The following is a 19,076-nucleotide window of genomic DNA, read 5'->3' as shown; positions in this document are numbered from 1 at the left end:
ACCAAGGTACTAAATCTAATTGACAGACTTGTGAATTACAAGGCATCAGTCTGCTTATTTATAAAGAATCTCTGTGTTCCGTTTGATAATAACCTTGCGGAACGTGATTTGCGCATGATTAAGGTTAAAACCAAGGTCTCAGGATGTTTTCGCAGTGAGGAAGGCGCACAGGAATATCTTACAATCATGAGCTATATTGGGACTGCTCATAAGCATGGAATAAATGCTTTTACAGCAATCAGAGAAGCCCTTTTAGGGAATTCCGATATCATCTTTAACTAATGGAGTTCTGAACAGTTACTAGTTTATAATATGAGTTTTTCTGACAAAAGTCAATTCATTTCTATGTGTTGCCGCTGCACAATTTGATTTCAGAATAACCCCAAAATCTATCCGGTTTTCCCCCGGTAATTTCAGTACTTTTCCTGTATATTTTGCGATGCCATTCGTTTCATTGGCTTCACCAGAAATATGCATACCAGTATCGTCAATATATCAGCGAAAGGCTGTGAGAGATAGACGCCTGTTACTCCCAGCATCCCGGGCATCGTCAGAATGAACGGGACATAGAACAGCCCCTGGCGTATCATAGAGAGAAGGAGTCCCATTTTTGATGAGCCGATGGTCTGGAATGTAATCGTCATCATGTAGCATAGCCCGAAGGCCGGATACAGCGCCACTTGCGAAATCAGTAACCAGCGCCCGTATTCGATTACCGCCGGGTTGCGGTTGAACAGCAGGATGAGAGGTCTGGATAAAATGATGTACAGCGCAGCAACGATTACCGTCAGCAGCAGCGATCCCCGCAGGGCAAAACGTGCGGATTGATGAAACCGCTCCTCGTTTTTCGCGCCAAACGCATAGGACGCGACAGGCTGATATCCCTGCATAAAGCCCATGATCACATAACAGCCAATCAAAATCAGCCGCTGCACCACGCCGTAAGCGGCAATGATGAGGTCGGCGTCCGGCAGAGGCTTTGCGGCAATATTGGTCAGGGAGGTTGCGACGGCAAGGCAAATCTGGATGACCGCTGTTGGAATGCCGATGGACACAACAGCCCAAACCATTTTCCCGGAAAGCTGGAAACTCGAGAGTTTCACCTTGATGATGGAGTGTCCACGAAGATAAAACCATGCGAGGATTGCAAAGGTTACACACTGCGAAAGTGTTGTTGCGAAAGATGCACCCTCAACACCCATATCAAGCCCCCACGAGAACATAAACACGGGGTCAAGCACTACGTTGAGTGCCGCACCCACCGTTACCGCGATGGTCGATATTTTCACGGAGGATTCCGCCCGGGCGGCACAGTTCAGGCTCTGCGCCGGGAGATTGAAAACCGCGGCAATGAACATCCAGAATGCATAGTCTTTTGCTTGTGGCAGAACCGCATCGGACGCGCCGAACGCGCGCAGCAGCGGCTCTATGAAGAAGATGCCCAAAACACAAAGCAGAACGCCGATTCCCATGGAAAGGCCCACGATAGTGGTGATGGTGCGGCTTGCTCCTTCTTTGTCATTCGCGCCGAGCTGACGACCGGCCAGTACGGCTGCGCCCGCGGCAAAGATGTTTTCCACAGACACCATAATGAGCAGCAGCGGCAGTGTAACGCCCACCGCCGCAAGAGCGATATCACTGCCCAACATACCGATATAGGCAGTGTCCACGATGTTATAAACAGCTTTTGCCAGCAATGCCAGCGTGGCAGGGATTGCCAGTTTTGTGATAGCTTTGGACGGAGCAGTGGTGGAGAGCAGTAATTCTTTATTCACAGTATCAGTCTTTTTCATCTTGATGTTCCAACACGCCATGCAGCAAAATGCTGAGCTGGCGGTGACTCCTTTCCTCATGTTCACGCAGCGCATCTTCAGGCGTAACAGCATCGGCGAGTGCCACGCGAAAACGTGCGTTAAAAAAATCCATGTACATCCTGAAATCCTCTGTTACGGCAGCCGCAGAAAGGCCCTTCCGCAGGGGCGCGCTCTCCAACAGTGCGGTCAGCACGGATATGTTCAGCGCGTCAAAGGCATCCCGTGCATTGGCAATCTGCATGGCCAGATGAGCGGGAGGATTCAGAACTACATCTAAAAAGACACCGAGATACAGCGGATTTTCCGCAAAGAATCGCAGCCTCGCATCAAAGTACGCGCTTAGCCTCCGCTCAATCGTGGCCGACACATCCTCCTGCATGGCTTTCATATATGCCGTCAGCGTATTGAAGCAATCGGTCACGCACAGCAGGTACAGTTCGTCCTTATCCTTGAAATAATGATAGATAATGCCTTTGGATATGGCATTCTCAGCGCAAACCGTATTTAAAGAAGCGCCGCCGTATCCTTTTTCCGAAAACTCTTTTAATGCAGCGTCCAAAATCCGCTGCCGAGAAATCGCGTTTTTCTCTTCCCTTTTCATAAATTCACCTCACATCATAAACAGATCGATAGGTCTGTCATTCGCATTGTTCCATAAGCAGACCAGTTGGTCTGTGATTTGCATTGTATCACAAACAGACCAGTCGGTCAACATTTGTATGTATACAGAATGTAGCATAGACGTAACATCGTTGTAATATAGTTGTAGCATCTGTTTCCGAGCAACTCTCGCCGGCTCAAAGCCCATAGCGCAAAACAACAGGGAGCTGTGTTTTGCCCCCTGTTGCTTTTATTTGAGTATCCGATTTACTGACTCTGTTTGTGTGAAGCGCCGCCACAGTTCGGCTTGCTTTTACATATTGCACTGGTTTCTCCAACATCAGCAGTTGTGCCATATTCCAATGGGATTCGGACGCAAATGGTCTGTGTGACCGTAAGTTCACATCCACAAGAGCTATTTGTTCCTTGACTTGGCCGCAGCGTTATTACCGGCTCGCCGCAGCATTCCATTTCCAATTCCCCAACCGTTGCGTATGGATGTAATTTTAAAGGAACACTCACAGCTGCATAATGAGAAGTCACACTTGTGCAGGTAGAACACTCTTTCTGATGGCCGCAGGACTCCTGCGTATGCTCTTTATTCATTAGCGTACTTTATCTATTGGAATTTCCAGTGTGACAGATTCGTCAATTTTATCGCAGTGAGTACAAATGTCCTCCGAAGATGCGCCGTTACATCTTACAAAAGTATCACCAACCGTGGCCACCGCGCCAAAATCCACGGGTACCGCAACACAGATATCCTGGCTGATCGTAAAAGAGCAAGCACCGTTTTTGACTCCGTCACAAACGTTACGCCCAGGAACCACTACAGGATTCCCACAGCATTTTGTTCTGGTAGCACCTGTTTTTGCAAATGGAGTCACTGTAACTGGTACGCAGATAGAAGCGGACTGATACCCTATTGCCGGGCAGGTCTGGTCCTCGTTAAGGGTTTGGTTCAAATTGTCTGGCATAAAATTTTCCTCTCATATTTCAAGATATTTTATATAATAGTCAGAGCAGCTGTACGTGATAATAGTTCTGCATCCAGACACTCTTCCTTCTTTATCTTATGCGTATTCTGGAAATATGACACATTACTTATCAGCACCCCGGTATAAAATGAAATCCCGGCAGTTCATAGCCGTTCATCACCGACATGGTCAGGCTCAGAAGAAACAGGGAATATCTTACTTCATCCCTTGACCCCGTGTTTAAGAATATAATAGATGAAAACAAATGTAGTAAGTATAATCATACAAAACCCGGATACCAGAAACCAGACATTTACCCCCACCTTTTCGGCTATCGGACTGCTAAAAAGCAGACCCACGGGCATAGTCACAGAAGAAATCAGCGTAAGTACCGAAAAAGCACGCCCCATTTTCTCGGGAGCAATCGTTTCCTGCATATAAGCAGTCAGCGGGATTGTGTGAACATTTCCCGCTGCACCTAAACAGATACAGACTGCCGCAAAGAAAAACCAGCCAACATACGCCGGCGGTATCACACCGCAGACAAAAGATGCAGCCCCCATTCCAAACAGGCCGATAAAGGAAACTCTGATTTTCCGTTCCACTTTCAAAATGCTGGAAAACAGGAGTGCTGATATCATCATACCGATTGCAAAGGATAATTCGACCGCACTTCCGTACATTGCAGGCAGATTGAAATAATCACTGGTCATCAACGGGTAAAAGGAAGATAAGGGTGCATAAAAGAACATACAGAGTGCTTCTGCAATTATGATATAGAACAGCTTTTTATCTTCCTTAAATACCTGCAGCCCCTCTTTTATCTCGGTAACAAAGTGCTGCTTTTCATCTTTCGTTTTTGCCAGTTCCGGTATTCTTACAACTGCTAATGCAGCACTTGCTAAAATAGCTCCCACCACATCACTCATCAAAACAACTGACATCGGAAAGATAGCATATAAAGCCGCTCCGATAACCGGGCCAAGCAGAAATGATCCTGAATTTAAAAGCTGCATCCACCCATTTGTTTTTACCAGCTGGTCTTTCGGTACAAGCTGCGGAATAATGGATTGTATGGCAGGCTGCTGAAAAGTGCTGCCAATACCACGAACGCAAAGCATAACGAATACAGTCCATACAGGCAAGTCGAAAAAGAACAGCAGCACTGCGTAAATCAGTGCGGCCACACCCATTGCCATATCCGAAAAAATCGAGATAAACTTCCGGTTATAGCGGTCTGCCGCAATTCCCGCCAGCGGGCTGAATATAGACATTGGGAGGTACGCAACGATTCCTGCTATTCCGAGCATTAAGGGGGATGATGTTTTTTCAGCAAGCCACCAGATCAATGCAAATTGTACGCCGTGACTACCTAGCATTGAGATTGCCTGTCCTAATGCTACAACAATAAATTGTGATTTCCATTTTTGTGTTTTTTTCATATTAAATTGTCCTCTTATTTTCATAATGTTTTGTTTGCTCAACAAAAACGGCTGCTAATGACAACCATTTTGTACGCTATGGCGAAATAGGGGACAATATCCGATGTGATAAATCCCCTTAGTTCATTGCTGTCAGCATCAAGCCACCTCCCTTCAAAAACATTTGCTCCTCACTTACAAAATGTCCTTTAAGTATTTTTTTAGTCCGTCACGATATTTTTTGGTAAGAATTAAATATTGCTGTCGTTCATTTGGAGTCCACTCATTCCAAATTTTATTTTCTATTTCGTATAAGGGATAGATTTTTTCTGATGCAAATTTTTCCCCTTTTTCTGATAAACAAACAATTGTATTCCTTCCGTTTCCCTGTTTGAGATACACAATTCCTTCTTTTTCTAATTTGCGAATTGCGGAATTGATTGTTTGACGGCTAATACCGGTCATCTTGCTTATTTCACTTTGGAGGCACTGTCCTTCTTTCTCGGAAATAATATATAAAATATTTTGTACACTGTCTGAAATCCCCATTTTCACAGCGGCCTCATGATATAGAGAGTTGATTTCTCCTGCTAAATGTGTATATTGTTCTGCTTCTAAATAGTGCATATCTTCATCTCCTTGTCCGATTTCATACATTTTATTATATCCGATTTCGTACATATGTCAATAGTGGAATGATCTTGGGTGGTTGTAGTTCCTCTTAGATCGTAAGCACTCACCTTAGATCTATCGCAAATTTAAGGGGATACTGTTTTTATTCAGTACCCCCTGTTGTAGATCTTATTCTGTTGTGTTCCTACACACTATATTGACTGCCGCCGGAACATTGGCGTAATCTTTTATTACTTTATTTCTGCATTTTTCACCGTCACCAGCGAATATCATGTGCCTGAAAAAGGTGCCTTTTGCCTATTATATCAAGCTCATCAAGCTGCAAATCCTTACACCTTCGACCCTCTCAAAATCCTCGATAGGAAACACGTCCACTCCCCTCGACACCGATATTTCGAGGTCTCAACTAATACTTACTTGTAAATGCATCATAAAATGCACACTCTTCTTCGTCAGTTGTGTCCAAAAGAATAAACTCTTCTAATTCTCTTTTCATGGATTTGTATTTTTCTTCACTGTCTTTCTTATCAAAAAAAGCAGTATGCACCATTGCACCATAAACGCCACAGGTGATAGCAGAATATGATGGGCATTCTTCCACCGTTATTCTGACCGAACCACCAAATTCTTCATCCGAAAGAATTGTTCCGTTTTCCGAGCCTTTCGTGCCAATTGTGTTCCCATTGTTATAAGGTACCCATGTCATCGTTTCTCCTCCGTCCCTAAAAAGTTCATATCCGAAAAAAAACTGGACTGCCATATTCCTGCTGAAACCGGAGATTCCCCGGTCTGCAAATATGCCGATAAACTCATATTCCGGATTGAATATCAGAGAACGCTCATAAGAGGATCTCTGATATAGCAATAATCATTCCTCAGCCCAAATAAAACATTCCTTTTATTTTTTTAATACTTTTATTCGGCTGTTCTCTTGACTTGAAGGCTTTAATTGTGATAGCAATCAGAACCACAGCCAGAAGCAGCAATGCAGTAGCCATACCTCCCATCAGGAAATTTCCTCCAGCAAGATATTTACGTACTATCATAAAGAGTGCTGTCAATGTGACAATGAACATAAACACCATTGGAATAGCAATGGGCAATACTGGCCTTTTCGTTCTTGCAAGCCACGCAGTAAGACCAAGCAGCGCCATCCCCGCCAGAAGCTGATTAGATGCGCCAAAAATAGGCCAAATATTCTGGTAACCATAAGCCAGCAAAGCAATGGCAGCACCTACTGTAATCAGTGTAGCAACCATAGGTTTTTGCAGTGTCTTCTGCCAGAATGGCTGCTGTTCCTTCTGTCCTTTTCCCGCCAGCTCCTGAAACATATATCTGGCAATCCTTGTGGCCGTATCAAGGGAAGTCAGCGCAAAGGCGGAGAAGGACAGTGTTAAAAATACCACCCCTACAGATTCTTTCAAACCAAAGCTGCTCATCATGTACGCAATGCCCTCTATAAGCATAGCACCATAACCGATAAGCTGCGCATCTTTTTCGTTATTTACCTGCTTGGATGTAGTACCATATCCAACCAAAGAATGAAATCCGGAAATTGAACCACAGGCAACTGTAATAAACAGAATCGGAAACAAATACTGTGCTTGCGCACCTTCGAAAGTTTCAAAACAGGAAATGCATAACCCACATAGATACACAGGAACAAAAGGCCAACACCCACAATAGTAGCTACCAGCAATTTGGCATGCTTTCTGTATACAAAAAAACCGATGCCGTTCCTGCCTGCGCTCCGATAAGATTCTCCTGATTTGCCGCATCATACGCAAATGTTCCCGCACAGATATCTGTAAATGCCGCTACTACAAGCACCCGTTTGTGGGAATATGTCGGACTTCTTTGACCGAACATTTCCACCTCATTATAGTTGAAATCACACGATTTCTCAATATGTAAATAAGGCACATAACACTTAAACGTGTTGTGTGCCTTACTGCTGTCAAAATAGCCATTTTAATAATTCAGGATTATATATTTTTTACAGTTTCAAATACTGTTCATCCGTAACTGCTTCCAACCCTTCATTTGGTTTTCCAATTGGGAAAATCATAGACGCTGCATGGGCCGCCATTGCGTCATTTCCGACATATTCTTCATTCCATACCTCTTTAGCCAGATTAAAAACTGCCCAGCCCTTTGGCCAACCAACATAAAATGCCACATGGGTGATGATTGCTGCTATCTCTTTTTTAGTTACCCCATGGCCTTTTGCATTCTGTAAATGATATTTTAGCGAAGAGTCCGTAATTCCAGAAGACATCAAAGCAACAACAGTGATGATACTTCTTGTCTTCGCATCAATATCCTGGTTATTCCAGTTCTCTCCAAATAACACATCATCATTGTAATGAGCAAATTCAGGGGCAAACGCTCCAAGTGCGGTTTTTCCTGCTGTCTGTACGATTTTTTCCATGATTATGTGTCTCTCCTTTCAAGTGTCTTGTGTCTTTTATAGATTCTTTCCCAGTTCAAAAGCCTTTTTCATTACATCCGTGTGATCTGCCGCATCGTTAGGATTCGCAATTTCGCCACCTTCTACAAGACCAGATAGTTTTGCTTTACAGAAACAATCTACCCAGCCAAGCAGACCATTATATGCTTTTTGGAATGTGGCAGAGCCCTCATCTGCTGCAGTCGCAATCATGTAAACATCACGAAATGCATAATCCGTTGGGAACAGAGGATTCATTCGGTCTAACAGTGTTTTCATCTGACCACTCATTTCGTAGTAATAGATTGGCGTAGCAAAAACAATCGTTTCTGCTTCCTTCACCTTTTGCATAATTTCTACAGCCTCATCTTTGATTACGCAGACGCCTGTTTTTTGGCAGGAAAGACAACCAATGCAATGCCCGATTTGCTTGTTTTTCAGGCTGACATATTCCACATCCAATCCTGCTTCTCTTGCACCTTTCTCGCATTCACGAGCCAGTATTTCCGAATTACTTCCTCCTCGTAAACTAGAGGAAATGATAAGTACCTTCTTTGCCATTTACATGAACCTCCCTTTATTTAATGTTTGATAAAAAAACCGTTACATCTTTTTACTATGTGTCTAATTTCTAATCACCACCCGGCCCAGACATTCCATGACAGGATTGTCATGAATAATTTCGCCAACACCATCCGCTGTAATGGTTCCGGTTTTGGGATTTTTAATGGATTCTACATTCCCACATATATCGGCTTCTACATCCGAGTATTCAAAAGCCAAATCTGTGTTCTGCATGGTGCAGTTCATCAACTTAAGATTTTTGCAATAGCAAAGCGGCTGCGTACCAATGATTTTACAGTTAATCAAGGTCAGTCCATCTGAAAACCATGCTAGATATTCTCCCTTTATCACACTATCTTTTACTGTAACATTTTTGCTGTGCCAAAAGGCATCCTTGGTATCAAGAACAGAATTTGTAATTTCCAAATTTTCCATATACTGAAACGAATATTTGCCACTCATATTGATATGGTTGAGTTTCACATCTCTGCTGTCAATGAAAAGATATTCTGATATAATTTCTGTATCGGACAGCCTAATATCACTGCATTTCCACCCAAACTCTGGGGACACTACTTTACTATGTTCAATGGTTATGTGATTACATTCCCTTATGGCTTTGATGCCTTCCATTGTAGAATTGCGAATGACTCCATTGTCCGCATACCAGATAGCCGCTCTGGTTTTCTCATCCATTGCGACATCATCTAAGGAAAAACCTTTTACATGCCAAAGGGGATAACGAAGAGAGAATGTACAATGCATAAGTGCAATATTTCTTGATTCCTTTAGCACAGATTCACCATCCTGTACTCCTGCAAAAGTGCAGTTTCTAATATCGCATTCCACGGAATGGTATAAGGCTCTTTCTTCATCGAATTGCTTGTTTTCTATTACTTGTCTCATCATGATTACAGGTTCTCCTGAAAGAACTCTGTAATTTTTTCAAACGGAATCACATCCACGTTGTCGTACAAATCCGTGTGGACTGCATCCGGAATAATCATAAGTTCTTTATTATCTGCGTATGCACTATTCTTTGTCATATTTTCAAAAGCGTCCTTACTGAAATAGCATGAGTGAGCTTTCTCACCATGAATCAATAGACAGGCACTCTTGATTTCATTTGAATACTTCAAAATTGGCTGATTCATAAAAGAAATACAACCAACAGTGTTCCAGCCCTCGTTTGAATTTAAAGAACGCTCATGATAAGCACGACCTTTGTAATAAGCACTGTAGTCCTTCACAAAGAAAGGCAGGCTCTCATCCACGGGAAGTGGCAGGCAGCCTCCCGCACGAGTATATTTACCTGTTTTATAGTTTTCTGTTCTTGCAGCATTCATGGCTACTTTCTTTTCATATCTTGCATCAGTACTGTTTTCCGCATCAAAATACCCATTTGCATTGACGCGGGTCATATCATACATAGTACAAGCTACAGTCGCCTTGATTCTGGTGTCAATTGCTGCAGCGTTCAATGCCATTCCACCCCAGCCGCAAATACCGATGATGCCAATTTTATCTGCATCTACCTTGTCCTGAACGGAAAGGAAATCTACTGCTGCCTGAAAATCCTCTGTGTTAATATCTGGGGAAGCCATATATCTCGGTGTTCCGCCGCTTTCACCTGTAAAGGATGGGTCGAAGGCAATCGTCAGGTAGCCTCGTTCTGCCATGGTCTGTGCGTAAAGACCGGAACATTGTTCTTTTACTGCACCAAATGGTCCGCAAACTGCAATTGCTGGCATTTTACCTTCTGCATCTTTTGGAATGTACATATCTGCCGCCAGTGTAATGCCGTAACGATTGATAAAAGTCACCTTTTTGTTCTCCACTTGATCACTTTTTTGAAATGTTTTATCCCATTCATTTACCAATTTTAATTCTGCTGTTTTCATCATAATTTTTATTTATCTCCTTCTTGCGTACATGATTTGCTTCTGCTATAATAAATTATAGAACCTAAACCTAACTTTAGGTCAAGTGTTTTTGTTTAAAATTTAAAATAATTTATTTGATAAAAAAGAGAGGCAATACCATGTTTACAATCGGACAAGTATCAAAAATGTTCCATCTTCCTATTTCCACGCTGCGCTATTACGATAAAGAAGGATTATTCCCCAACATCCAACGAGCTTCCGGAATACGCAAATTTTCCGATGCAGAAATTGAAGCTTTGCATGTGATTGATTGCCTGAAATCATCCGGCATGGAAATCAAAGATATTAAACAATTTATGGAATGGTGTCAGGAAGGCCCATCTACTTATCTAAAGCGAAAAGAAATGTTTGAACGACAGAAAAAAGTCCTGGAAAAAGAACTCCAGGAACTTGAAAAACATATGGCAATGATTCAGTTTAAGTGCTGGTATTATGAGCAGGCAATCACAGACGGCAACGAAGACCGTATTAAAGAAATGATGCCAGAGCATTTACCGGAAGAAATACAGACTCTCTATAACCGTTCTCGTGATTCTCATGAAGCAGATTAATTATCTTATCTGAATTCAAATTTTCTAAGTTCCTTCAAATTCGGATATGAAGGACAGTACACCTGTCAGCAATCGCTTCATAATCTTTTTCATAATTGCTAATTCTTCTTCCATTTTGGGTAAAAAAATAGACGCTCAAATTTGAACACCTAAACATAACAAAGGGATACTGTTATCATTCAGTACCCCTCTCGTAAACTTTATTCTGTTGTGTTCTCACACTCTGTGTCGACTACCACCGAAACACTGATGTAATCTTTTATGACTTTATTTCTGCATTTTTCACCGTCGCCAGTGAACACCATATGCTTGAAAAAGTGCCTAAAGTTAAGGATTTCTACGTATCTGCTCTTTGTATCAACATTATAGTCTCCACATGGCACGAGAGCTTCAGATGAATGTCAGATTATCCGACTTTCACATTTTGACTCTGTCCGTTTGTGGAAACATATCTACTGATTTCATCTGCATCAGTTGTCAAGTATTTCTTTACAACTGAAACTTCCGTTTATTCTTCGTGGACTTCCCAATATCCATATCGCTTACCACCTTTGCGTTCTATTTTACCGCTTCCTTGTAATTCCTTCATGATTCTCTGCATTGTTCTCAGCGGAATATTGGTCTCAGAAACTAAGCCTTTCTGCGTTATATGCGGATTGTTTCTAATTTTTTCAATAACTTGCAGATGCATTGTAATTTCCAAAACACCAAACCGCCACTTTGGCGGTTTGGTGTTTTGGAATCTGGCACTTTGGCACTTTGGAGCGCAGTAAATTTCACCATAATATCTTCGCCGTGAACGATGTACTCTGGGTCTTCGCTGCCCAGATTCTTACAGGCATGGCCCCCCTCTACCATCCGAGGCATCGTATCAAACGAAAAATATACAGGTGATGTGATTTTTCAAAAGACCTACACCGATTCAGGATTCAACCGTCACAAAAACAACGGGCAAAGACACCAATACATGATGCAAAATCATCATGAGGCAATTGTGAGCCACGAAACCTTCGTGACAGCAGCTGCAATGATTGCACAACGGGCAAAAGAAAAAGGCATCGCAAAGGACGATGAAAAATATCAAAAGCGTTATGCACTCTCCGGTAAAATTATATGTGGCGAATGTGGAGCAACCTTTAGACGTCGCATTCATTCCAGTACGCATCAAAAATATCCAGCATGGTGCTGCAACCCCCATCTTTCTGATACAAATAAATGCTCCATGCTTTATGTAAAAGAAAGTACCATAGAGCTTGCCTTTATCACGATGATGAACAAGCTCCTCTTTGAACGCAAGCTCATTCTGAAGCCGTTATTAGAAGCATTACGGACAACATCAAAAGACAGCAACCTACTGAAAATCAAAGAACTGGAAAACCAGCTTCTTAAAAATACCGAACAACGAAAAACGCTTATGCGGTTAATGGCACAAAGTTATCTTTACCCTGCACTTTTCAACAAAGAAAAAAATGAGCTTATGATGCAAGCAGACGGTTACCGTACAGAAATCGAAGTTCTAAATCATATGGTGACTGGAGATATCGCCATTGCAGCAGAACTCATCAAATTACTGCATTTTAAGGATGAAATTCGCATGGGACATCCCCCTTACGGATATAAAATTGAAAATAGACAGGCAATGCCCGATGAGGTAACTTCCGCCCATGTCCAAAAATTTTTGAAAAATTATTTATCAGATCTTAGCCTGACTACTGCCGCAAAAGAAGCAGGTTTTTCTATGAAGCCAATCGTGGAGCATCATGAAGAACCATTTATGCAGGCAGAATATATTTACAGCCTGATTGAATGTGAGCTGATGGATAATGGCAGCTAAAAATATAATGGCTATTCCTGCAAGAAAACAGGTTGGAAACAATGTTCATACAGAAGAAAAGCCAAAACTCCGAGTCGCAGCGTACTGCCGTGTTAGTACCAACAGCGATGCCATCGCTGATGAAATCTACCGACTCCGGGAACTGAAACAACAACCCGAAGTGGAAGGTGTACAGCGTGACGAGCAGATAAACCGAATTGCAGAGCTTCACGATTTCATTAAAGCACAGCCTACAGAACTCACGGCATTTGATGAAACGCTGGTCAGGCGAATGATTGAGAAAATAGCGGTGTATGACGATTTCTTCACCATCACATTCAAATCTGGCATCAGCGTGGATATTAAAGCGTCCGATTCAGCTTGCTTTGGTTCTACCCCTATATCAATAAGATATTGGGTAAAAAAACAGTGTCGTTCATAGATTTTTTCTGCTACAGCTTGTCCACTTTCTGTCAAATGTAATAGACCATTATTATCCATTTTTAAAAATCCATGTATTCTCAATTCTTTTACCGCATGACTTATACCAGGCTTAGAAAACCCCATATAATTAGCCACATCAACAGAACGAACCGTTCCTTTTTTGTTTTTGAGTATAAGTATTGCTTCTAAATAATCTTCTAATGATTTCCCAAGTATCATATTATCATCCTTTTATTCTAAAACTCCTTTATAGGGGTAAAAATGTACTTGAGAACTATATAGGTTTAATTCACCTAGCAATACGAATATTTCTATTGCTTTTAATAACATATAGAATCTAAACATAGTAGGGGGAAGCGGTATTTCCGCCAGTTCTTCAAAAATATACTTCATTTTTTCTGAAAGTTTTATTACACAGAAATGTGTTCCCAATTTAAAAATCTCAATCATATTTTTTACAAATTCCCAAGTATCGGGGAATGTCTGCATATCTTCAGCACAAAGAAGTTCTATATTCACTAAAAGTACAATATCGCAACCATGTCGTGCCAAAGATTTGGGCAACTTATTTTTAAGCTGGTAAATAATACAGAAATCACTATTTAAACTTTTTTGTATAACAATAGTGGAAGAAATGTCTTTTAATTTTGACTGTGTTTTTTGCTCTAGTTCTGAATATCTTTTATTGAAAAATAAAATTTCTAACCCTTGTATAATTGGAAACACAACAGCTTGTTCGAAGTTCATATTTTGCCTCCTATCTATATAATAATTTTTATATCTTCTACTATTTAAAAATAATTACCACCAATTTGCACAACTTGATTACAAGTCATCTCCAAAAACTCCATATCATGTGTAACCACCAATATAATATGTCCTTGTTTTGCAAGGTCTTTTAAAGTTTGACTTACTATACACATATGGTCATAATCCAAACCGCTTGTTGGCTCGTCAAAAATTAGAATTTTCTTACCTGCCACAATGCCTGTAACAATCGCTAATCTTTGTTTTTGACCGCCTGAAAGAGCCATAGGGTGTTTATCTTTAAAGTCCAGCAAATCAAAAAAGGTTAATGAATTTTCAATTTCCGTGTCTGTTATTTTTTCATCACGTGAAAGTTCACATTCACTCCAAACACTTTCGCCGAACAACTGATGATTAACGTCTTGCATTATCATATAGCAGATAGCATTACGTTCTTTTAATGATAGTTTTTTACCATGATGTAAAACTTCTCCGCTATGCTCCTTTAACAATCCAGCCAAGCAACGCATAAGTGTAGTTTTGCCCGTTCCGTTGCTTCCGAGAATACCTAATATTTCACCAGAAGATACGCTAAAGTTAACATTATCAAAAATAATATGTTGCTTATCTTTTACAGACAGATTTTTAACTTGTAATTCCCCGTCAATATCTGATTTAATGGTATATGGTGGATTTTTTTGATAAATTGTCCTCAACCCCATTTGATGACGTTCCTCATCTGTTAATTTCAAAAATTCTTCTCTGCTGTATTCTTTTATGATTTTACCATCTACAATAAATATTGCTCTATCAATAATATCCGTTAGGTAATATAATCGGTGTTCAGCAACAATAATGCTTTTTCCTTGTGACTTTATATGTTTTAATTGTTTTCCTAAAGTTAGTGTAGAAGCTCTGTCTAAATTTGCTGATGGTTCGTCTAAAACGTAAATTTCTGGATTCATTGCATATACAGAAGCAAATGCTAATGTTTGTTTTTCTCCACCAGACATAGTGAATATATCTCTATGTAGCAAATTTTCAATATGTAAATCGTGAACTGTCTTATTAACTTGTTGACGAATTATATCAGGAGCTATACCATTGTTTTCTAGTCCAAAAGCTAATTCACTATCTGAATCAATATTAAAAAATTGAGATTTTGGATTTTGAAAAACAGAACCGACTTTTTCCGAAAGCTGGTACATAGGTGTATCAGCAACTATCATTCCATCAACGACAGTTTTTCCCGTTAGTTGACCTTGATTAAAATGTGGAATCAATCCATTTATGAGTTTAGTAATAGTCGTTTTTCCGCAACCACTTTTTCCACAAAGTAGAATACATTCGCCATTTTTGATATGAATATTTATTTGATTTAGACTTCCATGTGTTTCTTCACCTTGATAAGAAAAATTGACTTGTTCAATATTTATCAAAAAATTTCCTCCTTTAAACAGGGAATCCAAATAAGTTATCATTTTTTGGATTCCCCTTAATTTCTAATAAGTTATATTTGCTGCTATGATAAATATACAGCCTACAATCAAGCAGATATAATCTTGAATATGGAATCTTAAATCTACAATACAAGTTTTTTCAATAGGATTTTCAATTCCTCTGGTTATTGCAGCAGCACTTAATTCGTCTGCTGTACCTGTTGCCGACATAAGCATAGGAACAACCATACATTCTAATTTTCTGCTAAAACCTCTTATTTTCCTTAATTTCATAGCGTCACGGATATGACGTTGTTCTTCTTTGATAGCTGGAAAATAACGTAAGGTAATTGAAAGCGGAATAATCATTTTCTGTGGTATATGCCATTTCCTAAGTGAGATAATTAAAAAGCGAACAGGTGTTGTTTTTAAAATTAATGCACCAATCATTAAACAAGGAAACAATTTTCGTATATACACAGTTAGAACAGAAAACATAATAACTAATATCTTAGGTAGAATCGGTATTACATAATACTGTATTCCAACAAGACAGATAAAAAATACTATCCACTTTAATGCTGATTTTATACAACCACAGCATATCAGCAATAATGCAAGTATGCCTATAACAGCAAACTCAATCCACTGTGCAGAATATGTAAATGCTACGACGTTGGCAATAATGAGAAGCAACAATTCTGTTCGTGGGTCAAGTCTTATTCCTTTAGAATTTGTTTCATTCATTCTTATACCATTCCAGCCTTTTCAAAATGTTTTTTTAGTAGAGCTTTTCCGATTAGACCGCCAACAAAAGCCAAAAGAAATGTAGCAACAACCATGACTACTAATACCCGTACAGGAGTTGCAGCGTTCATAGTTGCAACATAATCAGCAGGCATTCCTTGTGTAACCATTTGTTGAGAAAAACTATCTCTGAATAACCATATAGGAAGTGGTGACCCTACCATACCAAGTGAGAAAAAAGCATAACCAAGTAAGTTGCCTTTAAAATTATTATAGCCAGTTATCTTACGGATAATTTCAGCCACAATACAAGCCAATCCAAAAGTAACAAGAAGTACCAACGTAAATTGACCTGTTGCTACATAAATAATACCTGTAATCAATCCCATAATAAGAACTGCACCCGTCTTTTGCACTTTTGCAACAAGTAGCATATAAATAACACCACACACTAAGCTAAGAATAGGCGGCATGAAAATCCATAATAGAGGTGTGATTCCTCCACTTATCATGACAACTAAGTTAATAACAAAATAGATTGCCGAAAAAATACCGATTGTGACTAAATCTTTAACTTGTAATTTATTTGATTTTTGATTCATTATATTTACCTCTTTTCTCTTTCTAAATTTGTAAGATTTTTAAATTCTGAAAGAACCAATAATATACCAATAATGAAAATAATACCGTCTGTCAAAGCAGGAGCCAAGAAAACACCATGAATACCAAGATTTCCTACTTTTGGTAATAAAATTGCCATTGGAATAAATAATGCAATCTGACGCAAGATAACAAGTACACTTGCTTTTGAAGCTTTTCCTAATGACTGGAATAATGTAATTGCAGTTATCAAAAAGCCTAAAATGATATAGGTACTAAAAAGCATACGGAAGTCACCAGCTCCTTGTCAATATTCCAACCCTCTGCTTTTTCTCTAATTTCAATAAAACGCTTATAAACACCTTCTTGTTCAATGAGTTCCCTGTGTGTACCTTGTTGAGCTATTTTTCCATCATCAACAACTAGAATTTTATCTGCATTTTGGATAGTCGCTAAACGGTGTGCAATCGTAATGATTGTTTTCCCATGTGTAAGCTCACTAATCGCTTCTTGAATTAAATGCTCATTCTCTGGGTCGATACTTGCTGTCGCTTCATCAAGAATAACAATCGGTGAATCTTTGAGAATAGCACGGGCAATAGAAATACGTTGCTTCTCTCCACCAGATAGAGAAGAACCTCCCTCACCAACCATAGTGTCATAACCATCTGGCAGCGACAGGATAAAATCGTGGCAACGTGCCTTTTTTGCAGCAATTATAATTTCTTCATCTGTTGCATTAGGATTTCCAAATTTTATATTGTTTTTTACAGTATCATGAAACAAATAAACATTTTGGAATACCATACTAATATTGCGAAGCAAAGAATCGCAAGTAAAATCTTTTACGTTTCTTCCACCAATTTTGACTGTTCCAGCATTAACATCATAAAATTTTGCAATCAAATTGCATAAAGTTGATTTTCCGCTTCCAGAACGTCCGACAACTGCTGTTGTGGTATTTTGTGGAATCTTGAATGAAACATCATGCAAAATTTCACGGGAATCATATCCAAAAGATACATGATTAAACTCAATATCATAAGCTGCTAAAGTAATATCAGTACCATTTTGGTCTATGTAAGTTGCTTGTTCAACTTTTTCAAGTTTATCCATAGCAGAATCAATCACACCTAATACATGTGCAGAATCATTGACTGCTTCAACACTTCCAAAAATAGTAAAAGAGAACATACAAAACATCAACATAATAGGAAGTTCCATTTGACCGTTATAAGTCATATAAGCTGTAACTAATACTAAACCAACTGACGCTAATTTTAATGAGAATAAATGCAAACAGTTAAATGGGGTAAATCCTTTTTCAATTTTGATATTGATATTTTTACTATCATTACATGCTTTTTTCATACTTGCGATTGAAGCACCCTCTTGACCGAAAGACTTAACAATAGGAAGTCCTCTGACATATTCAATGGTTGCTCCTGACATTTCCTCAACAGCTTTTTCATTAACTGGGGCATTTTTTTCACTTTGAACGGAAACACCATGTAAGAATAATAATGATAAAGCCACACCACCAGCCGCTACTAATGCCGCAGGTATGCTAAAGAAACCTAAACACAAAATAATGGCAACAACATTGATATAACCATTGACAACCTCATTGATTATTCTCATTCCTTGATATTCAAGAGATGATAATTCTGTTGTCACTGTACTTAAAATATCTCCAGCACTATTCTCTTGAAAATATCCAAGTGATACACGTTTTAAAATATCTCCAATTTTAATTCTCTGTTTTGCGGCAATTTCATAGCCAATACTTTCTTGTAATTTTGCACGCCAATAAGAAAAGAAATAACGTAACAAGACGAGGATAACGATTGCCGCAAAAGATAATCCAATTAAATTTTTATCAAATGGTAAACCTTGTCTAGCACTATCAATCGCTTTTCCTAAAGTATAGGCAGCTACCATTGTAGGGGCAGCACCAAACCATGTTGCGAAGAAAGCACATACAAATCCTAAATACAATCTTTTTTTGTATTCACCACACCATTGAATAATTCGCTTAGTTGTTCTAAACATGAGCAATCACCTCCTGTTGTTCATCTGATACCGCCCATGATTTAGCACCAATATGAGCTTTCCACATATCGGCATAAAGAGAACTTTTTTGTAAGAGTTCTTCTTGTGTGCCAATAGCGTCTACATGACCATTTTTTAGTAATACAATTTGGTCTGCATTTTGTATTGTAGAAAGCCTATGTGCAATAACAAGTAGTGTTTTTCCTTTTGTAAGAGCCATGATAGACTGCTGAATTTTATCTTCATTCTCTGGGTCGGTGAAAGCTGTTGCTTCATCAATAA

Annotated in this window: 20 protein-coding genes and 4 pseudogenes; 4 read left to right on the top strand and 20 right to left on the bottom strand. The window is 39.6% G+C overall.

The features are described 5' to 3' along the window. Positions 1-282: IS66 family transposase (locus BUB85_RS14650; protein ID WP_143160744.1), on the top strand; the 282-nt coding region annotated here is incomplete at its 5' end. Positions 283-413: 131 nt separating this feature from the next. On the opposite strand, the gene BUB85_RS14645 is transcribed toward BUB85_RS14650, so the two are convergent. From BUB85_RS14645 to BUB85_RS14580, 11 genes and pseudogenes are all read right to left on the bottom strand, one after another. Then, positions 414-1,793, bottom strand: coding sequence for an MATE family efflux transporter (locus BUB85_RS14645; RefSeq protein ID WP_073111825.1), 1,380 nt, complete (start codon positions 1,791-1,793; stop codon positions 414-416). Beyond that, positions 1,780-2,415, bottom strand: coding sequence for a TetR/AcrR family transcriptional regulator (locus tag BUB85_RS14640; protein WP_073111823.1), 636 nt, complete (start codon positions 2,413-2,415; stop codon positions 1,780-1,782). The genes BUB85_RS14645 and BUB85_RS14640 overlap by 14 nt, the downstream gene beginning before the upstream one ends. Positions 2,416-3,019: 604 nt before the next feature. Continuing rightward, positions 3,020-3,391 (bottom strand): hypothetical protein, encoded by a 372-nt coding sequence (locus BUB85_RS14625; protein WP_073111817.1) that lies wholly within the window; start codon positions 3,389-3,391, stop codon positions 3,020-3,022. A 221-nt stretch (positions 3,392-3,612) separates the two neighbouring features. After that, complete coding sequence (locus BUB85_RS14620) at positions 3,613-4,833, bottom strand: MFS transporter (protein ID WP_084534067.1); 1,221 nt, start codon at positions 4,831-4,833, stop codon at positions 3,613-3,615. 174 nt (positions 4,834-5,007) lie between these two features. Next, positions 5,008-5,439: a MarR family winged helix-turn-helix transcriptional regulator gene (locus BUB85_RS14615; protein ID WP_073111813.1), complete on the bottom strand. Its 432-nt coding sequence runs from the start codon at positions 5,437-5,439 to the stop codon at positions 5,008-5,010. 412 nt (positions 5,440-5,851) lie between these two features. Next, complete coding sequence (locus BUB85_RS14610; RefSeq protein WP_242945448.1) at positions 5,852-6,310, bottom strand: hypothetical protein; 459 nt, start codon at positions 6,308-6,310, stop codon at positions 5,852-5,854. A 10-nt stretch (positions 6,311-6,320) separates the two neighbouring features. Next, positions 6,321-7,226 (bottom strand): carbon starvation CstA family protein, encoded by a 906-nt coding sequence (locus BUB85_RS14605; protein ID WP_242945447.1) that lies wholly within the window; start codon positions 7,224-7,226, stop codon positions 6,321-6,323. A gap of 254 nt (positions 7,227-7,480) precedes the next feature. After that, positions 7,481-7,876: pseudogene (locus BUB85_RS14595) on the bottom strand (carboxymuconolactone decarboxylase family protein); the annotation flags it as partial. Positions 7,877-7,912: 36 nt separating this feature from the next. Then, entirely contained in the window at positions 7,913-8,455 is a 543-nt protein-coding gene (locus BUB85_RS14590) for a flavodoxin family protein (RefSeq protein WP_073111807.1), read from the bottom strand. Positions 8,456-8,518: 63 nt separating this feature from the next. Continuing rightward, a complete protein-coding gene (locus BUB85_RS14585; protein ID WP_242945446.1) occupies positions 8,519-9,367 on the bottom strand; it encodes a DUF3737 family protein in 849 nt (282 codons plus the stop codon). Between the two features lie 2 nt (positions 9,368-9,369). After that, complete coding sequence (locus tag BUB85_RS14580; protein WP_073111806.1) at positions 9,370-10,362, bottom strand: alpha/beta hydrolase; 993 nt, start codon at positions 10,360-10,362, stop codon at positions 9,370-9,372. A 137-nt stretch (positions 10,363-10,499) separates the two neighbouring features. Here BUB85_RS14580 and BUB85_RS14575 point away from each other — a divergent pair, with 137 nt between their 5' ends. After that, entirely contained in the window at positions 10,500-10,952 is a 453-nt protein-coding gene (locus tag BUB85_RS14575) for a MerR family transcriptional regulator (RefSeq protein ID WP_073111804.1), read from the top strand. Positions 10,953-11,460: 508 nt separating this feature from the next. On the opposite strand, the gene BUB85_RS14570 is transcribed toward BUB85_RS14575, so the two are convergent. Next, entirely contained in the window at positions 11,461-11,655 is a 195-nt protein-coding gene (locus tag BUB85_RS14570) for a winged helix-turn-helix transcriptional regulator (RefSeq protein WP_143160742.1), read from the bottom strand. 99 nt (positions 11,656-11,754) lie between these two features. On the opposite strand from BUB85_RS14570, the pseudogene BUB85_RS22635 reads away from it, so the two are divergent. Both BUB85_RS22635 and BUB85_RS14565 read left to right on the top strand, forming a co-directional pair. Then, positions 11,755-11,982 (top strand): annotated as a pseudogene (locus BUB85_RS22635) (recombinase family protein); the annotation flags it as partial. A 126-nt stretch (positions 11,983-12,108) separates the two neighbouring features. Then, a pseudogene (locus tag BUB85_RS14565) lies at positions 12,109-12,786 on the top strand (zinc ribbon domain-containing protein); the annotation flags it as partial. A gap of 207 nt (positions 12,787-12,993) precedes the next feature. Here BUB85_RS14565 and BUB85_RS14560 read toward each other — a convergent pair. The 8 genes and pseudogenes from BUB85_RS14560 to BUB85_RS14525 all read right to left on the bottom strand — a co-directional run. Next, a complete protein-coding gene (locus tag BUB85_RS14560) occupies positions 12,994-13,428 on the bottom strand; it encodes a metal-dependent transcriptional regulator (protein ID WP_084534065.1) in 435 nt (144 codons plus the stop codon). Positions 13,429-13,440: 12 nt separating this feature from the next. Continuing rightward, on the bottom strand, positions 13,441-13,956 hold the full coding sequence (locus BUB85_RS14555) for a hypothetical protein (protein WP_073111798.1): 516 nt from the start codon (positions 13,954-13,956) through the stop codon (positions 13,441-13,443). Between the two features lie 44 nt (positions 13,957-14,000). Next, the gene (locus BUB85_RS14550) at positions 14,001-15,395 is read right to left on the bottom strand and encodes an ABC transporter ATP-binding protein (protein WP_073111796.1); all 1,395 of its coding nucleotides are present in this window, start codon (positions 15,393-15,395) and stop codon (positions 14,001-14,003) included. A gap of 63 nt (positions 15,396-15,458) precedes the next feature. Beyond that, on the bottom strand, positions 15,459-16,142 hold the full coding sequence (locus BUB85_RS14545) for an energy-coupling factor transporter transmembrane component T (RefSeq protein ID WP_073111793.1): 684 nt from the start codon (positions 16,140-16,142) through the stop codon (positions 15,459-15,461). A gap of 2 nt (positions 16,143-16,144) precedes the next feature. After that, on the bottom strand, positions 16,145-16,744 hold the full coding sequence (locus tag BUB85_RS14540; RefSeq protein ID WP_073111791.1) for an MptD family putative ECF transporter S component: 600 nt from the start codon (positions 16,742-16,744) through the stop codon (positions 16,145-16,147). A gap of 5 nt (positions 16,745-16,749) precedes the next feature. Then, the gene (locus BUB85_RS14535) at positions 16,750-17,028 is read right to left on the bottom strand and encodes a hypothetical protein (RefSeq protein ID WP_073111789.1); all 279 of its coding nucleotides are present in this window, start codon (positions 17,026-17,028) and stop codon (positions 16,750-16,752) included. After that, a complete protein-coding gene (locus BUB85_RS14530) occupies positions 17,001-18,794 on the bottom strand; it encodes an ABC transporter ATP-binding protein (protein WP_073111787.1) in 1,794 nt (597 codons plus the stop codon). The genes BUB85_RS14535 and BUB85_RS14530 overlap by 28 nt, the downstream gene beginning before the upstream one ends. Continuing rightward, positions 18,787-19,074: pseudogene (locus tag BUB85_RS14525) on the bottom strand (ABC transporter ATP-binding protein); the annotation flags it as partial. The pseudogene BUB85_RS14525 and the gene BUB85_RS14530, both read right to left, overlap by 8 nt. Between the last annotated feature and the right edge of the window lie 2 nt (positions 19,075-19,076).

The sequence above is a fragment of the Hespellia stercorisuis DSM 15480 genome, assembly GCF_900142165.1.
GTDB lineage: Bacteria > Bacillota > Clostridia > Lachnospirales > Lachnospiraceae > Hespellia > Hespellia stercorisuis.
Note: the sequence above shows the minus strand (reverse complement) of the source record. Positions and strands in the feature narration are given on the sequence as shown.

Coding starts and splice junctions, on each gene's coding strand:
- BUB85_RS14645 (WP_073111825.1), bottom strand. CDS start 1,793: ATGAAAAAGACTGATACTGTGAATAAAGAATTACTGCTCTCCACCACT.
- BUB85_RS14640 (WP_073111823.1), bottom strand. CDS start 2,415: ATGAAAAGGGAAGAGAAAAACGCGATTTCTCGGCAGCGGATTTTGGAC.
- BUB85_RS14625 (WP_073111817.1), bottom strand. CDS start 3,391: ATGCCAGACAATTTGAACCAAACCCTTAACGAGGACCAGACCTGCCCG.
- BUB85_RS14620 (WP_084534067.1), bottom strand. CDS start 4,833: ATGAAAAAAACACAAAAATGGAAATCACAATTTATTGTTGTAGCATTA.
- BUB85_RS14615 (WP_073111813.1), bottom strand. CDS start 5,439: ATGCACTATTTAGAAGCAGAACAATATACACATTTAGCAGGAGAAATC.
- BUB85_RS14605 (WP_242945447.1), bottom strand. CDS start 7,226: ATGATGCGGCAAATCAGGAGAATCTTATCGGAGCGCAGGCAGGAACGG.
- BUB85_RS14590 (WP_073111807.1), bottom strand. CDS start 8,455: ATGGCAAAGAAGGTACTTATCATTTCCTCTAGTTTACGAGGAGGAAGT.
- BUB85_RS14585 (WP_242945446.1), bottom strand. CDS start 9,367: ATGATGAGACAAGTAATAGAAAACAAGCAATTCGATGAAGAAAGAGCC.
- BUB85_RS14580 (WP_073111806.1), bottom strand. CDS start 10,362: ATGATGAAAACAGCAGAATTAAAATTGGTAAATGAATGGGATAAAACA.
- BUB85_RS14575 (WP_073111804.1), top strand. CDS start 10,500: ATGTTTACAATCGGACAAGTATCAAAAATGTTCCATCTTCCTATTTCC.
- BUB85_RS14560 (WP_084534065.1), bottom strand. CDS start 13,428: ATGATACTTGGGAAATCATTAGAAGATTATTTAGAAGCAATACTTATA.
- BUB85_RS14555 (WP_073111798.1), bottom strand. CDS start 13,956: ATGAACTTCGAACAAGCTGTTGTGTTTCCAATTATACAAGGGTTAGAA.
- BUB85_RS14545 (WP_073111793.1), bottom strand. CDS start 16,142: ATGAATGAAACAAATTCTAAAGGAATAAGACTTGACCCACGAACAGAA.
- BUB85_RS14540 (WP_073111791.1), bottom strand. CDS start 16,744: ATGAATCAAAAATCAAATAAATTACAAGTTAAAGATTTAGTCACAATC.
- BUB85_RS14535 (WP_073111789.1), bottom strand. CDS start 17,028: ATGCTTTTTAGTACCTATATCATTTTAGGCTTTTTGATAACTGCAATT.
- BUB85_RS14530 (WP_073111787.1), bottom strand. CDS start 18,794: ATGTTTAGAACAACTAAGCGAATTATTCAATGGTGTGGTGAATACAAA.